The sequence below is a fragment of the Prosthecobacter fluviatilis genome (genome assembly GCF_055388355.1).
Genome location: NZ_AP043782.1, coordinates 2538116 through 2556981, shown reverse-complemented (window position 1 = coordinate 2556981; position 18866 = coordinate 2538116). Strand labels below are relative to the sequence as shown.

Below are 18866 nucleotides of genomic sequence, written 5' to 3'. Positions count from 1 at the left end.
CGGTGACGGTGAACACAGACGTCAACGGACTGGGCATTTTGGCCGTGGCCTACAACGGTGCGGTGCCGACGGCGAGCTTTGTCTCCTCCTATGCAAACGCAGATGGCACGGTGGCGATTGACGTGGGCGGTTACAGCACCGTTCTGAGCCAGGCCGGCACGAAGCTGTTCCTGGGATCCAGCCTGACCGGCACCTACACAGCGAGCACGCTGACAGCAGGCAGCGGCAACATTTACCGCCTGGGCACGGGCGGCGGCACCCTGAACATCAACAGCGCTGTGCTGACCGGCGCGAACGCAGTGGTGGTCGGGGTGGTCACGGGCACACCCGGAGCCAACCTGATCGGCAACTCCGGCACAGTAGTGATCAACAGCGCGAACGACTACACCGGTGGCACAACCATCAACGGCAACGCTGTGGTGCAGATCGGTGATGTGAATGCGCTGGGGACTGGCACGATCACCTTCAACGCCGGCACGCTGCAGACGAATCAGACAGGTCTGGGCACGGGCTCGAACTCCATCCTGCTGACGCCATTCACGCTGGCCAACAACATCAACTTTACTGCAGGCAGTGTGCTGACAGCGCTGGCGGGACCGGGCAACACGGCCGGAGCATTTGCCGCGGACGCCTTCATCGGTGCAGGACCGCTGGGCCAGACGGATCTGACTCTGAGCGGAACGATGGACCTGAGCGGGGCCGCCTACCGCGCCCTGAGCATTGCAGGAACGGACCGCATTGTGACCGTGAGCGGCCAGATCACGGGTGCTGCGATGCTGGTGAAGACCGGTGCGGGCATTCTGAAACTGACCAACGCGGGCAACAGCTACAGCGGTGGCACCGCCGTCAGCCAGGGAACGCTGGCGCTGAGCAGCAGTGTGGGAGGCGGCCTTGCAGCCGGTCTCATCAGCATGAACAGCGGCACGCTGGCAAGCTGGGACAAGAGCCAGACGCTGAGCAACAACATCCAGTTCATCCAGAACAGCACGATCGACGTGGGCGCCGGGGTGGTGCTGACCGCATCGGGCATCCTGAGCGGAGACTTCACCTACGTCGGCGCGCAGACGGGCTTTACGAAGTCTGGTGTGGGCACCCTGGTGCTGACTGGCAACAACACCTATCTGGGAACCACAACACTCTCCGGAGGCATTCTCAGCATCAGCAGTGATGCCAATCTCGGCTCTGCCGGCAGCTCCACGGTGCTGCCAGGCGGCATCACCTTCAACGGTGGCTTCCTGCGCGTCACAGACGACATGACGACCAACCGGGTGATCACCATGACTGCAGCAGGCAGCATCAGCGTGAAGGCTGGCAAGACCCTGACGATCAACGCACTCACGGCCAACAGCACCGGGCTGCTGACCTTCAACGGTGCGGGCACGGTGATTCTCAACGGCAACATCAGCGGTGCCAACGCCCATGACAACACGGCCATCAGCAATGGAGCGACGGTGATGACCCAGGCGACGGGTGGCACCCCATTTGGTGACACCGCAGTGACGATCAATGGTGGTACTCTGCAGGTGAACACCAACGGACCGGGGGCGACCTTCACGATTCCGACGCTCAACTTCAACGGTGCGGCCTACGTGCGCCTCGACGCGCAGATGGGCAACGACATCCAGCTGACTGCGACCACCCTGGCGCGCCAGAATGCGGGCACACTGATCCTGATGCCGGGCAATGGAGCCGTGCTGGGCAACACCAGCGGCTCAGACGCCCGCATCCTGAGCGGCACGGTACTTGGACAGTCCACCTCGACCGTTGCCGGCCTGCAGGCGCTCAACAACTACGGTGCCGGATCGAATGCCGGCATCGTGGCGGCGAGCATCCTGGCGGTGGCATCGCCCACGGACCGGACGGCGGACTTTGTGAATTATGACCCGACAGTGGGCTTCATCAACGCGACTCCGAGCTCCTTGCTGACCAACACGTTTGCCGGGGCGACCTCAGCCAGCGTCGTCAGCATCACGACAGCGACTGCGCTTTCCGGCATTGTGGATGTCTTTGCGCTGAAGACCACCGCGGATCTGAGCGGCGGCACGCTGCGCATCCGCTCCGTCAGCACCACAGACATGGGCGGCCTGCTCATCAATGGTGTTGGCAGCCTTGCTCCGACGATCAGCTCCAACCTGTTCTTCAATCCGTTTGGCACCACGGGTGGTGCGACTGCCGGTGAAGGCCTGATCTATGTGAGCGGCGGCTATTCCAATGGAAACACGGCCACCATCAACGGCAACATCACCGCCAAGAGCCTCACCATCTACGGTGCGGGAGATCTTGTCCTCGGAGGTGTCAACAACATCCTCGGCAACATCACGGTCAACGAAGGGCTGCTGAGCATCAGCAACGTAAGCGCGCTGCCGAGACTGACAGGCGGCCTGGTGCTCAACGACATCGGCAATCTTGATGTTGACGGCATCCGCGTGACAACGGCCAGCCTGGCGGGATCGGGCGGCGTGGTCGGCAACACATCCTCCACTGCCAACGGCGTGCTGCAGATCATCGGCATCACGAGCACGACCTATTCCGGCCAGATCACCGACTCACTGGCAGGCGGCACGAAGAAGACGGCTCTGGTCAAAGACGGCACCAGCACGCTGACTCTGGGCAACATCACCGCGAACAACACCTACTCCGGCCAGAACAGCTTCACAGGTGGCGTGATCATCAACCGCGGCCAGCTGACCGTGCAGGATCCATTTGGCCTGGGCGGTGCTGACACCGTCAACGGAGGCACCAACTACACCACGCCGGGAGTGGTGACAGTGAATGGCGGCACGCTTGCGCTCAACAGCAACGGCGGCGGCCCGAACGGCACCATCATCTTTGGCAATCCGAACACGCTCGGGCTCGATGTGGCGGTCACAGGCTATGGCACGATCAACGTGGACCGCGTCAGCGCGAATACGGGCAACCAGATCCAGATCGGCACGCTGTCAGTGGCCAACAACTCGCTGACGCTGACCGGTGGCAACAGCTACTCGCTGAAGGTGGCAGGAACAACGACGCTCGGCGGTGCCTATGCGAACTTCAACACGAGCACAGGCACCACGCAGTTCCTTGAACTTGCGGGCCTGATCACCGGCACGGGTGCGCTGAACAAGTTTGGCGGTGGCGGAACGACCTATGGCACCCTGCGCATCTCCGGCAATGCCAACAATTACACGGGCGGCACCAACATCCAGGTGGGTGCGCTTCAGGTGACGAGCACGACGGGCACGCCTTTCGGCAACGGCCCGGTGAGCGTTCTCCCAGGCGCCGCGCTGCGCATCGCTGGCAATGGCAGCCTTGGCGGTGCAACGGCGCTGTACCTGAACAGCAACATCAACAGCCTGTCCGCCCTCGTGCTGGACAACGACTACAATCCTGGCACCGGGCTGAATTCTCTGATCAGCCTGAACGGTGGCTATGGTGCTGTGCTGCAGCTGGCCGTGCCGACCTTTACCACTGCGCTCAACATGGCGCAGATCGGGGACGGCAACTTCTTCCTTGGCGGGTACCTGAACAACACCGTGGTGGAATACATGGCGGCCACCCTTGGAGTGGGTGCCGGCAACACCTATCGCCTGGGCGCGAACAATGGCGGCACGCTGGCATTCTCCGGTGCAGACAATGTGCTTACTGGAAGCGCACGGGTGATCATCGGCTCTCAGCTGAGCAACCTGCAGGGCAGCGGCATCACCAACGGTGCGGGAACCGTCTCCATCCGCAACTCGAACGACTACACCGGCGGCACCACGATCAGCAAAGGATCGACGCTCTCGCTCGAAGTGGGAACTCTGGGCAAGACGCCGCTGGGCACCGGCACGGTGGAAGTCTATGGAACGATCCAGGTGGTGGCGCCGACCAACGGCATCAGCAGCTCGTCGTCCTTCTACAACCCTGTCAGCAACGCGAACAACAACCTCATCGTTCTTCGCCCCGGTGGCACGATCATCATCAATGACCAGCTGGGCCAGGAAGCCGGCGGTCAGGGGCGCTGGAAAGACACGACCGGCCAGGATTTGAACGGTGGTACGTTCCGCTTCAACGGGGTGGCGAACGCCCAGTCCTATGAGAAGATGGGAACGCTGACGGTGAGCAAGGGCTCGACGATCCAGGTGGTCCGTGCAACGGGCGCAGGTTCTGCGACCTTGGAAGCGGCGGACATCACACGTGGCACGAACGGCACCCTGAGCATCCTGCACACCGCTTCGACGCTCGGGATTCCTACCGGAACCGCAACCTCCTATGAGCGTTTTGTCCTGACCAACGGCCTCACCTCCATCGGGGCGCTGGGTGGCACCACGAGCAATGGCTCCGGGGTGATCAATGGCGGCATGCTGGCTCCATGGATCGTGGATGCGACGGAAAACAGCTTCGTGGGCTACAACCCAATGGGAATCGGCTCAGGCTTCCAGGCGCTGCTGAGCACCGGCACACCGGCCGCAGGCCAGATCGAGTACAACAAGCGCATGACGACTGCCGGCACATTTACGACCGGTCTTGCCACGACCGACATCGTGGATGTGAGCGGTGGAGCGCAAACGCTGGGAGACAATGCGAGCGTCTATGCGCTGCGCACGAACCAGAACATCACGGGAACAGCCACTTTCAACGCGCTGACGATCAACAGCGGCGGCCTGCTCTTCAACAACACCTCCGGCACAGTGATTATCAACCCGCTGCAGGCGCAGTCGGCGACACTGACCGGGGTCAGCCTGGCCATGACCCTGAACTTCCCTGCGCAGGCTGTCATCTTCACCGCCAGCGGCGGCACAGCGCAGATCAACGCCCAGATCAACAGCACGGGGCTGATCAAGTTTGGAACCGGCACCCTTACGCTGACTGGCAGCAACAACATCACCGGCGCGATCACCCTGAACCAGGGAACGCTCAACCTCTTCAATCCGGTCTCCAACGCCGGTGGCAGCGCAATCAAGACTGTGACCAACGGCCAGAGCATTGTCATCAATGGCGGCACGCTGGTGATTGACAGCCTGATCTCGAACAATGACGGCCGCGACTCGCAGATCCTGAGTGGCTCCCGCTTCACCGGGAACATCGGCAGTGACATCACGGTCAATGCTGACACGACGATCACGAACAACAACACGGGCATCATGCAGCGCATCGGAGCCCTGACGATTGCTGATCTGGGAGCCAACTCTCCGATTTACCTCAACTTCTCGCAGAACGGCATCACCGTCACCGGCACCACCACCCTCGGAGCCAACAGCAATGCAATCGGCGCGTCCTTCGGCTCGGCGAACCAGACGATTCTGGAAGGTCAGGTCGTGGGTGGTGCGAATGGCAAGCTCATCAAGTATGGCAACGGCGGCCTGATGTTTGCCAACGGGACCAACACCTTCGGCACAGCAGGGCAGATCGGGCTGGAAGTCTGGGCTTCCACACAGAACACCGCGACCAGCCTTGTGGGCAGCACGACGCTGACTGGGACGCCATTCGGCAAAGGTGACATCAACCTTCTGCCTGGAACCATCATCCGCCTGGCCGATGCGAGCAACATTGCCCTGCAGAAGGTGACGGCGACGAGCGATGCCATGGGCTTCTCCGGTGTGTCGTTCGGATACAACAACAACGGTACGCCGCTGACGCAGGCGGGCATCCTGAGCATCCTCACGACCTCCGGGGCAACGAATGGCAAGGTGCAGCTGAACAGCACGGGGCCAGCTCTTGGCGTGATCTCCCTCGACAACGGTGTGCAGTATGGCGCACTGGACATGGGAGCGATGGAAACAGCGCTGCGTGGTGCCAGCGGCAGCTACCTCTGGCTTGGCTCCATGACCAGCGGTGCCATCAACCAGATCTACTTTGCCTCGACGCTGGGCGCTTCGACTGACGGTGTTTACCGCTTTGGCGCCGGTGGCAACCAAGGCACGATGCAGATCGGTGCCGGGGCGTTTGAAAACGTTCTGACCGGCAACACTTCCGTCCAGGTGGGCGCCATGGTGGGCGGCAATGGGTACAACAACCTGGCTGTCATCAACGGCAACTTCAACCTGACGCTGAACACACGGAACAACTACACTGGGAACACCTATGCGAACCGCGGCTCGACGCTCAACATCGGCAACAACTTTGCCCTTGGATCCGGCAAGCTGATCGTCAGCGAGACCAGCAACACAGGCACCAACGTTGGCCAGGGCCAGGAAGGCGCTGTCAGCGCAGGCGGCATCAGCCTGCTGAACACGGTGGATCTGGTGGGTGACTTCCGCACGGCTGGCACAAACTTCGTGCTGCGCGGCACGGTCAATCTGGCACCGAACGGTGTCGGTGGCACGCGCACCATCGAGAACACGGGTGAAATGAGCATCATCGGTGTGATCACCGGAGCCGGGTCCAACCTGATCAAGACCGGAGCCAGCAACCTTTACCTGAACGGCATGAACACCTACACGGGCACCACCACGGTCAATGGCACCGGCGGTCTGTTCGTAGGCACGGACGTGCTTGCAGACACGGACGGTGCGCTGGGCAACAGCAGCAGTGCGCTGCTGATTTCCACGGGGTCCACGCTGGGGCTCAGCGGGCAGGTGGTATTTGGCCGAGACATTCTGATTTCGGCGGCTTCGACTATCCTGGGCAACTCCGTCTACACCGCCCGGATCACCGGCGGCATCGGTGCGACGGCCGCTGTGACGCTGCAATCCCTGAGCACGGGACGTCTTGAGGTTCTGGGGCCGATCGCCGGCACCAGCAGCGTCACCATTGGCAGCACGGCGACCGCCGCTCCGCTAAACGCTGGCGTGGTTTACATCGGCGCGGGCCCGAATGGCTACTCACAGAACACCTACACGGGTGGCACGACGCTGAACAACGCCCACATCATCATCGGGGCAAACGCGCTTTATTCTGGTCCGGCCAATGCGCTGTCCATCATCAGCAGCCCATTCGGTACTGGGGCGCTGACCTTTGGTGCGGGTGCATCGAATGGCGGGACATTCCTCGGCTCAGACGGTGCTGACCGCATCATCGCGAACTCGCTGGCCTCACTGAGCACAGACGCCAATCTGCCGCTGACGTTTGAAGGACGCGGAAGCCTGACCTTCATCAACACCAACAATGCGGGCACGGGCGGAGCCTGGGACCTGCATTCGGGTGGCACGCTGCGCAATCGCACCATGCAGGTGATAACGACGCAGGGGATCGTTCAGATCGATGGCAATCTGATCGCCAGTGGCGCGCAGGGGGCCAACCTGCTCAAGACGGGATCCGGCATCCTGCTGCTCACAGGAAACAACGCTGCCTACAACAAGCTCACGACCGACGTTAACTATGGCGTGTCGCTGTTCATTGACGCCGGTGTCCTGCGCGTCAACACGGACAACAGCCTCGGTGATCTGACTCCGCTGGCCGTCGGCACGGGCAACCACACGGTGGCCGGACTGGCGACCGATGTGCGCCTGAGAGGCGGCATGCTTTCCGTTGGCGGCACCTTCACCTCCGCCCACCAGTTCCTGCTGACGACTGCGGCCAGCACGATCGAGGTTTCCGGCAGCAATGTCTTCAGCATCGTGCTGCCAGTGAGCGGTGCGCAGGGCCTGACCAAGATTGGCTCCGGAACCATGGTGCTCAACTCCACGGCAAACACCAACAGCAGCCTGACGATCGGCGGTTACAACGGCAGCAGCGGTCTCGTCATGACCCAGATGACCAGCGGCACTCCTTTCGGAGCGGGTGCGGTCACGCTGAACGGCGGCGGCATCCAACTGCAGGCCATCAATGGCGCTGCGCCAGTGGGAGTGACGGCGGGAGCCACGCAGGCGGCGGTGGGCTACACGATTACGGTCAGCAGCAGCGCGGGCATTCTTCCCGGCATGGCGGTCAGCGGCACGGGCATCACAGCCGGCTCAGTGGTCACCAATGTGAGCGGCAATGTCGTCACCCTCAGTGCGGTCACGAGTTCTGCCGTGACTTCCGGAACAGGGCTGACCTTTACTACGCCAAATCAGGCTCTTTCGGTGGCTTCCATGACCTACAGCGGCGCGGCTGGCGTGCAGCTGCTGAAGGGTGCTGCGACCACTTCGACACTGACACTGACCGGCACGCTCACCCGCAGCACGGCCGGCATGCTGACGATCACTTCTTCGAACCTGACCTCCGACCTGGGCAACACTGAGAAGTTCATTGTCACCACCACCGCTCCTGGCAATACCAGCGGCATGCTGAGCACTCCGAGCATCGTGGGGCTGGGTCTGAACGACGGGAACCTGAACTTCCTGCGCTACGTGGATGCGACGACCGGCTTTGCCCTGCACAATGCCACCACGGTGGGAGTGCTGAGCAGCTCCGCAGCCACCTCGCTGGCAGACATCACCGGCGGTGACCAGGCCGTGGCCAACAGCACCGTCAGTGTGCTTGCGCTGCGCACAGACAGCAACATCACCGCAGGCGGCGCCAGCTCGCTGCTGCGCATCATCAACGGCGGTCTGATCATCAACGGAACCACCAGCGCGCCGAACCTCAGCGTGAACCTTGAGTTCGACAACGGTGTGGCGGGCACGCCGGGTGAAGCCTTCGTGTTTGTGCGAGGCGGCCAGACTGGCTCTTCCGCACTCTCCGGCAGCTACACCGCCACGGACTTCACCAAGGCCGGTCTGGGCACACTCCTGCTCTCCGGCACTGGCAATGTGATGGCACCTACCACCACACAGCTGCGCACCCTTACCATTCAGGAAGGCACGCTGATGTTCTCCTCCCAGAGCGCCGTGGCTTCCGGCGGATTGATCAACCTTGCGGTCAACAACGCAGGCGTCTTTGATCTCAACAACCAGAACATCACCGTCGCCGGACTCACGGGCACGGGAACAGTCAGAGGCAACTCGGGCTCACTGACGGTGAACACCGGCCTCGGACAGGCCACCACCTACACGGGCGTGATCACCGGCAATGTGAGCCTTGTGAAGACCGGCAACGGCACGCTGACCCTGAACCAGCCCATCAACAAGGATGGCACGCCGCTGGCGAGCACCTACACAGGCGGCACGACCGTGGGCGTGGGGCGCATCATCACAGCCTCGCTGGCGAATCCGGCGCTGCCAAGCGCCACTGCCAGCTCGCTGGCAGTGCGCAACACCCTGGCGCTGGGCACCGGTGGTGTGACGTTGCAGGGCGGTTTCCTGGACCTGGCAGCAGTGGCTCCTTATGCCATTGGCGAGTTCATCGACAATATCAGCGTGATGCAGTTTGGAGCCGGCAGCGGCCTCAACATCACGGTGGATGCCCTGAACAGCTGGGGACAGGCCAACACGACCTCCGCGCTGGCCACCAGCACGGCACCGATAGCCTGGAGCATGGTCAACAATGTAACCTTGAACGCCCCAGCGCTGACCTGGACCGGCGGCCAGAACACCAACGTTTTGATCGCCGGCACGCTGGACATGACCGCGAATGCTTCGAGCAATGTGGTGCTTAACACCGTCAACAGCGGTGTGATATCCGGGCAGATTCTGGCCGGCAACCGCACGATCACCAAGATTGGCGGGCAGACGCTCTTCCTTACCAACGGCCGCACCAGCATGCTGCCCGATGGGTCGGCAGATCCGCTTGGACAGGGAGCCAACCAGGTGGGAGCCTGGCAGGTCCTGGCAGGAACCATGGAAATCCGCCTCTCTGGGAATGCCCTTGACATTCTGGGCGGCACCAACGCGGCCCGGAACAACGCCTCAGTCACACTCAACGGCGGCACGCTCTTTGTGAGGCACGAAGGTGACAACAGCGCCAACATGCAGGTGCTCAACACCTTCGCCAACAATGACCTGATCATTGGCTCGACCGCAGGCATCAGCAGCGGATCCTACATCGGCAGCACCAATGCCGCGCTGACTCTCGACCGCTTCGGAAGCGGTGCCAACAAGACGCTGCAATTTGACACGCTGTCCTTTGGCGGACCGCTGGGAGCAGCCTTCCTCACCGTGGCGAACAACCAGGACAACCAACAGCTCTCGGTCAGCTTTAGCGGGCTGACGATGGTACGTAATGCCTACCTGGCGCTCAACAGCCGCACCGGCAACAACGGCAACGTGACCATCTATGGCGGCATCACGGGCAACGGCACGCTCTTCAAGCAGGGCGGCGGCAACCTGTTCGTCAACAGCGACAACACCTCCAATTACAAAGGCGGAACCGTTCTCAGCGGCGGCACGGCCTTCTTTGGCACGTATGAGGGCAATGTGACGACCCTGAGCAGCACCGCCAACCTTGGCTCTGGCAACATTCTCATCAACCCAGGTGCGGCGATCCAGTTCAACGGCACGGGCAACCTGGTGTCAGGGTGGACAGGCACGACAGACCTGCGGAGCAACGCGCTGGCCAACTACGGCATCATCCGCCTTGCCTCCAATGACACGCTTTCGGCCTTCAACGTGGTCATCGGCAGCCTGGGTGGTCCGCAGACGACCTCCTACTTCAACCTTGCCGGTGGCAGCGGGCTGAACGGAACTGGCAAAGCTGGTGGCGGCATCATCGTGGCGCTGAACACGGTCTATACTCAGACCATCAACCTGGCCCGCATCGGCGACGGTACTTCGTTCCTTGGTTCCTCGAGCAATGCCGTCGGCCAGAACGGAAGCTACAATGCGGCCACGCTGGGAGTTGGAGCAGGCAACACTTACCGCCTGGGCACGGGTGGCGCGACACTCTATGTGTCCAGCGACATGGCGAACAGCAATGTGCTGACCGACGCCTCCAGCACTGCAGCGAGCCAGCTCATCGTCGGTCTGCCGTTCAGCGTGCTGAACAACGACAACATCAACGGCGGCAACGGCCGCGGCACGGTGGTTCTCATGACCGCCAACAATTACACCGGCAGCACGGTGGTGAACCGCGGCAGTGTTCTTGAATTCCGCGGCAGCCTGACGACCAGCTCCTTCGACACCTGGGGCACGCTCACCGCTGGCGGCCTTGGTGGCACGTTCCTGAACGCTGCTGGCACGGCCAATCTGGGGACGGTCACGCTGCGCAGCACTTCCGAGCTCCGCTTTGACTACTCCACCGGACTTCTGGCGACCAACAAGCTGGAAGGCTATGGCGGCCAGGGCCGCTGGGATGACGATACGGCCATCGCACTGAACAACTCCACGATCCGCCTCATCGGCAACCGTGACATCGAAATCACGGAAACGGTGGGCAATGTGACGCTCAACAAGTTCAGCCAGATCGCGGTGCAGCGTGACCTGCTCGACCGCACGGTGACCCTCGTCCTGGGTGGTGGTGCAGGCAACGACATCACCCGCCTGATCAACCAGGTCGTCAGCGGTGTCACCATCTCTGGCAACAGCGCCACGCTGCAACTCAACCCTGCGAACGCCAACTTCCTTGGCAGCGATGAGCGCATCAAGCTGTTCGGCGGCACGGGAGCCACCGGTATCGCCGCTCTTGGCGGGATCACCAACGGCATGCTCGCACCTTGGATGGTCAATGCCACCGATCTGCAGTTCCTTTCCTACACTGCGGACAATGGCTTCGTGAATGCAGGCTTTGACGGCAGCCGCTCCGGAGCACTTGGCAACACCAGTGTGGTGACTGAGCGCACCTTCATCAGTGGAGCAGCGTCGATGGTGGGTGGCGGTGGCCTCGCACTCGACACCTACGCCCTGAGGATTGATGCTGACATCACGTTTGCCTCAGGCACTGCGGCAGCTACGGACCGCATCCAGATTCGCAGCGGTGGCCTGATGAGCAACGGGGCAGCCCGCACTGTGACTCCTGGCATCTCCTTTGGGGTCACTGCGCAGGAAGCAAACATCTACAACGCCAGCACCCTTACGCTGGGTATTCTTGCGAATCCGACCACCACGGGTCAGATCACGAATGCCACGAATGTGATCAAGCAGGGTGCAGGCACACTGGTCGTTGAAGCCGCACAGGCCAGCTTCAACGGCAACTGGATCGTCAATCAAGGCAGCATTCAATTCCGCTCTGCCACAGTGCAGGCCAACCTCGGTGGCACAGCCACTCTGTCGCAGATGATCGCCGGCACCAACGGTCTGGTGGTTCTCAACGGCTTTGGCAGCCAGCTGCAGCTGCGTGCAGACACAGCGAACACAGTGTTCAACCTCGGGCTGGTCATCGGGGAGAGCAATCCCTACGCGGTCCTTAACAACGACCGTGCCGCAGGCACCACCAATGCGCTGAGCATTATGACAGGCGGCATCCTGTTTGGCGGATCCCCAGGGGAGCAGGGGCAGACACTGTTCTACAACAATGCGGGCAACAACATTGCATTGCAGGTCAACGGTCCGCTGACACTCAGCGCGGCCACCATGGAAAGCGCGCCTTCCTACAACTTCATCCGCAACGACCCCAACCTGACGATTTACGGTCAGGTCACCGGTGGTGCGACCTTGGTCCACGCTGGTGGTGGCACGCTTGAGCTGGGCAATGGTTTCACCGGCTTCAGCAACGGCATCAACACCTTCTCCGGCGGCGTGATCAACGTTCAGGGCGGCCTGACCATCCGTGCCCTTACGACGGGAACACCGGTGAACTTTGCCACCATCTTCAGCGGTGTTACCACCGGCGGCATCGGCTCCGGGGACGTCACCATGTATGGCGGCACCCTCAATCTCCGACTGGATGGCACGGGGACTACCACCCGCGAGCGCTACGTCATCGGCACCAATGCGACTGGCAACAACCTCATCATCAATGGCGCCTCAGTCATTGATGTGAACCGCAACGTCTCCACGGTTGCCACGAGCAAGCACATCGTGTTCAACAACCTGACGATTGGCTCCAACTCGCTCGGTGTCACGGGAGCCAATTCCTACGTGCTGGAAATCAACGGCGGCACAAGCCTTGTGGGCACGCCGATCCTGAACGCAAGCACCGCCGAACTGCTGCTCAATGGCGCCATCACTGATGGCGGCAGCAACTCCGCGATCATCAAGAACGGCGGAAGCAGCCTCTGGCTGAACAGTGCCGCCAGCACCTTTGGCGGAATGTATGCCGGCTTCCTGAGCGCCAAGGGCCTCGGCATCGTCGTGAACGCTGGCCTGCTGCGTTTTGGCGACGTCAACTCGGGCGACACCAACCTCAGCAACGTGATGGATCTTTCCGCCATGCTCAGGGGCAGCACGATCCGGGTGAACCCCGGTGCGCAGATCCTGGTGGGCAGCAGCGCGATCAGCTTTGGCGCAGGCCAGATCGAGATGATCAGCTCCGGCTCGTCGCTGTCCATGTTCCGTGTGCGCAGCACCTCGCTCACACAGGGCAAGCTGGCCGCCTGGCTCTCCAGCAACTCCAGCGGTGTCATCGCTCTTGATGTGGCACCCGCAACGGCTTTGAACCTTGGAGCCATCGGCAACGGCACCGCATTCCTGGGTGCGGCGACCAACACGACCTACGCATTTGAAACGCTGGGCATTGGATCCGGCAACATCTACCGCATTGGCGGTGGCAGCACGACGCTGACACTCAATTCCAGCGCCGCAGGGCTTGCCGGGGTGCTGGCGGAAGCGGCGACGGGAACGCGGGTGCTGATCGGCACACAAGCCGGCAATGGCGGTGGCGGCGTTGATTCCTTTGACATCAACACCTACACTGGAGGCACCATCATCAGCCGCAGCTCGTCCCTGGTCATTCGTGAAACTTCCACGGCTACAGCCGGCCCGCTGGGCAACGGCGGCACGGTGGACATCTTTGGCACGCTGCAGGTCTATGGCAACGCCACGCTGCTGAACGCCGCTGGAACGGCCAATGCCTACAATGTCGTCATCCACCCAGGTGCCGTGCTCTGGCTGGACAACGATGCCGTGGACCTGGCGAACCGCTGGGATGACTCCACCGGCATCAGCCTGAACGGCGGGCAGCTGTATTTCCGCTCCCGCAACGTGGCGACCACGACCAGCACGGAAACCGTGGGTGCTGTGACCTTCTCGCGCGGCTCCTCCATCCGCCTGGACAAGCGGCTCGCAGCTGGCGCCGCACAACTCACTGTGGCCAACCTGGTGCGCACTGGCACGGGCAGCACGCTCGCGATCACGCCAAGCACAGCCGGCAACCTGGGTGTGGCTGGCAACGATGATGCGGAGCGCCTGATCGTCTCCGCCTGGAACACCGCTCTTCCGACCCTCTCCGGGGTCGTGAACTCGGGTGTGGGTGGACCGACGGGAATTCTGCCCGGCTACTACATCGACACCTCAAGCGGTTCATTCGTGAGCTACAACGCCACGACAGGCTTCCAGCCGCTGCTGAGCACGCTGACACCAACGGCCGGGCAGGTGGCCTACAGCAACATCATCTCCGGTGCGACCGTGAACGCCGGCATCAATGCTGGAACGGCCACGGTGGACCTGACGGGAGGCGGTACCTTCACGCTGCAGGACAATCCGTATCTCTATGCGCTGCGCATGAACGCCGCCAACATCAACAGCTCGTTTGGCCAGTTCAACACCATCACCTTCGGCGGCAGCGGAGCCAATGTGGGCGGTCTGATCGCCATCACGACCAACGTTGCCATCAATGCCAACCTGAAGTTTGGCAGCACGGGCGCCAATGAAGGGGTGATCTACAACACCTCCACCATCACGATGAACGGCGACATCAGCGCCGGAAGCATCACGAAGTTTGGCTCCGGCAACCTGACGATTGCCAAGGACCAGACGGCTGCTGCCCGTGGTGACGGCGGCTTCTCCGGCAACTGGGTGGTCAACGGCGGCACGCTGCAGTTCAACACATTTGGTGGTGCGGGCGACGGCGGCACGATCACGCTCAACAGCAGCAGCACAAGCACCGCCGCTGGCTCCACACTGACGCTGAACATCAATCCTGGCAGCCCAGTGCTGGCGCAATACAGCATGGGCCGGATCATCACTGTGGACAATGCCGTCATCAATGTGGACACGCAGACCTCGGACCGCACTGTGGGCATCAGTGACCTTGAAGTCTTCTCGACGGACACGACAGGGCTGTCTCCTGCTCGCATGCGCATGGTCATCGGGCGTGACCGCACGATGGTGAACGCAGGAACATTGTTCCTCACCGGCACCGGCAGCTCGATCATTGACATCGCTCAGACAAACACGACGAACAACCAGATCACCTCTGGCAATTCGACCGGGCTGAACATCGCCGGCCTGAGCGGCAGCAAAGACCTCATCAAGTGGGGCAACGGCTACCTCTACGTCGGAGGTGACAACAGCAGCACCTTCAGCGGCAACCTCATCATTGAGGCGGGTGCTGTGGCGCTGACCAACGTGAATGCGTTTGGCAATGCCGCGACGAACATCACGGTGCGCCGCTACGGCGTGCTGGATCTGATGGTCACCGGCTTCAACAAGGCAGTCACCTATGAGGCGGCGTCGATCGAGCGCTGGAGCGTGGACAATGCGCGCAGCGGCGCCATCAATCTGCAGGGCGCGACCCTTCAGGTGAATGCGGATCAGTTCAACACGGTTGCCACCATCACCCTCAACGGCGGTGCGATCGAAGGCTTCCTCCGCAATGATGACCTGGTGAGCGGCAACTCGGGAGCGGTGTTCCGCACGCTGGGCGCCGGAGTGAGCGTCATCCTGGCGAGCAACTCCTATGTGGGGCAGAATGCGCTGACAGACGGTGCGAACGGCACAGACAACGGCCGCTCTGCTGACAACAACCCCGGCTCAGGCCTGCCTGACGGCAACAACAACAGCGCGCTGACGGACACGGGCCGAGGCGTCATCCTTGAAATCAAGGGTAACATCTCGGGTGCAGGCGGCCTTACCAAGCAGAGCGCCGACACGGTGATCCTCTCCGGGACCAACACCTACGCGGGCAGCACCAACGTGACCAACGGCTACCTCCGCCTTGGCTCCGCCACGGCTCTGCCGAACGGCACCAACGTCACCACCTCCGGCCGCGGTGTGCTCGATCTGGGAGGCTACAATGTCTCCATCGGCAACCTCAACAGCTCGGTGATCACGGGAGCCGCCTTCAGCAACTCTGCCGGCTTCATCACCAACAGCGCGACTGTGCTGAAGACACTCACCGTGACTCCAAGCACGGACAGCACCTACGGCGGCGTGATTCAGAACAACGTCAGCGTCGTCAAGAGCGGCAGCAAGAAGCTCGTCTTCACCAACGTGAACACCTACAATGGTGACACCACGGTGAGCGGTGGAGTGCTGGAAGTCAGCCACGTCACTGCCGGTGCCATCGACGGCATTTCAGGCACCTCCTCTCTGACGGTCGCCAACGGCGCCACCTTCAACCTGCTGACCGGCACCACAGGCGGTGTGCTGACTCTGGCACCTTACACGGGCACGATCCTCACGCTTGCCGGTGGCAGCCGTCTGGGTGTCGAAGTGGGAACCACTGGCAGCAGCATCCTGCTGAACACTGGCGCCAAGGCACTGGTGACGGGCAACGTCACTGTGGATGCCTACTTCCTCAGCGGACAGACGCCGGGGGCCACCTCCACCATCCTCGCGGCAGCATCTGGCGGCCTGGTGAACACCAACGGCAGCTCGGGCACCTACACCGTCGGAAACCTCTACAACGTGACCAACTTCAAGGTGACCAGCATCACAGCCACGGACACTCTGGTGTACTTCAACACAGCCTCCACGGCAGCTCTCACGGCAGCCTATTGGAAGGGCGGCTACAGCGGCGCGGCCAATGTCTGGGCGGTCTCCAACGGCTCCACCTCCAGCAACTGGGCGACGGATCTGGCCGGCACGGCCACAGGACTGGTGCCTAGCGCCAGCACGGATGTGTTCCTCTCCGCCACCAGCAACACGAACCAGAACAACATGGTGCTGGGTGCCAACATGAGCATCAAGAGCCTGACGGTGAATGCACAGAGCGCCGGCAGCAACGTGGTGCTGAACAGCGATGGCGGCTACACGCTCACCATTGCGACGAACATCACCACTGACGCGGGCTCCAGCGCGGCCACCATCAACAGCAACGTGGCTCTCAGCGCGGCCACGGCCACCATCACGGTCAACTCGGCCAATGCTCTCACTCTCAACGGTGCTGTGAGCGGCGCAGCCATCACGAAGGCAGGGGCTGGCACCTTGGTTCTCGGCGGAGCCAACACCTACACTGGAGCCACCACGGTGAGCGCAGGCGTGCTCAGCCTGGCCAACAGCCTGGCTCTGGGAACGATTGCCGGAGCCACCACGGTCTCCAGCGGTGCATCTCTGGAACTGCAGGGCGGCATCAACGTTGCCAACGAGGCTGTGACCATCAATGGCGCAGGCGCCTCGGGTGCCGGTGCACTCCGCAACCTCAGCGGCGACAACATCTACAACGGTGCTCTCACCCTTGGCAGCAACTCCACCATCCAGTCTGACGCTGGCAGCCTGTCCATCCTCGGACCTGTGGGTGGCACCGGGCTTGCGCTTACTGTCCAGGGAGCTGGCAACACGATCATCAGCGGTGTCATCGGCACGGGTGCCTCCGGCACTGTGATCAAGAACGGCACCGGCACCCTGACGCTGGCCAATGCCAACACCTACACGGGTGCCACGACGATCAATGCTGGCACTGTCAGCGTCTCCAACGCCACGGGCCTTGGAACCACGGCAGGAGCTACGACGGTGAATGCAGGCGGTGCGCTCAACGTCAATGGCGTCACGGTTGCAGAAAACCTGACGATCAACGGCTCTGGTGTCTCATCCACGGGTGCTCTCACCGGAACTGGCATTGCCACCGTCAGCGGCACCGTGGCGATGGGCAGCAGCAGCTCGGTCGGAGCGGCTAACGCTACGGACGTCCTCACCATCAGCGGTGTGATTTCTGGCAGTGCCTTTGACCTGACGAAGGTGGGAGCCGGCACCGTGGCCCTGACTGCGACGAACACCTACACGGGCAACACCACCGTCTCGGGAGGCACCCTGTCCATCGGCAACGGAGGCACGACCGGTGCGATCTCCACCACGAGCACGGTCAGTGTTGGCACGGGCGGTGTGTTTGCGGTGAACCGGAGCGACGCTGTCACTCAGGGGACTCAGTTCACAGCCACCGCCATCACTGGCACGGGTGGATTTGCCCAGACCGGAACGGGTGTGACGACCCTGTCCACGGCCGGCAACAGCTACTCGGGCGGCACCACGGTCAGCAATGGCGAACTGCGCGTGACTGGCAGCCTGACCGGTGCTGGTGCGGTGACAGTGGCCGAAGCAGGTGGCTCGCTCACCAATGCGGCTGTCCTTGCGGCTGCTGGCGACGGCACCACGACCGGCGTCATCGCCGGTGCGGTCAATGTGGGTGGCGTCAACAGCGTCGGCATCCTGACACCGGGCGTCACTTCTGCCAATGCAGACAAGGGCACGCTGACGATCACCGCTGACAACACGGCTCTGACGGTGGCCACCGGCTCGCAGATTCAGCTGGGCATTACCAACCCAACGTCTGCCGCAGTGGTGGACTACTCCGGCACCTACAACATCGGATCCAACACCTATACCAATGCCAAGGACTACTTTGCCGCACTGGGTGCAGGTGCCGATGTTTACACCAAAGGAGCGCCGACAGCCTCCACGGACATGGACTTCATCAATCTGAGCGGCAGCAACAGCACCCTGTCTGTGGGCAACCGTGCGGGTGCCGCATGGGGTCAGGGATCCATCGTGGTGAACTCGGCCGGAACCGTCAACGTGCAGAAGGGCCAGGTCTTCAATCTCATCGACTGGAGCGGTGCCAGCATGAGCGGCGGCTTCAATGTGGGCGCCTTCAACACCTACGATGCAAGCACCAGTGTGATTGCTGGCGATCTGGACCTTGCCGCGCTCGGCGCAGGCCTGTCCTGGGATGTCAGTGCCTTCACCACCTATGGTGTCCTGGTTGTGGTTCCAGAACCTTCCCGCATGCTGCTGCTGATGTTTGGCCTGCTGGGCCTGTTCTTCCGCCGCCGCCGCCGCAACGGCGCGGTGTAA

1 protein-coding gene (cut by a window edge) is annotated in these 18866 nt (G+C 62.2%); it reads left to right on the top strand.

Features of this window, described 5'->3' with window-relative positions:
* On the top strand, positions 1-18866 hold the 3' portion of the coding sequence (locus tag ACZ5WW_RS09875; protein ID WP_377164662.1) for an autotransporter-associated beta strand repeat-containing protein. Its footprint begins 24010 nt before the window's first position; the window shows 18866 of its 42876 coding nt (coding positions 24011-42876); the start codon falls outside the window, past its left edge; its stop codon occupies positions 18864-18866.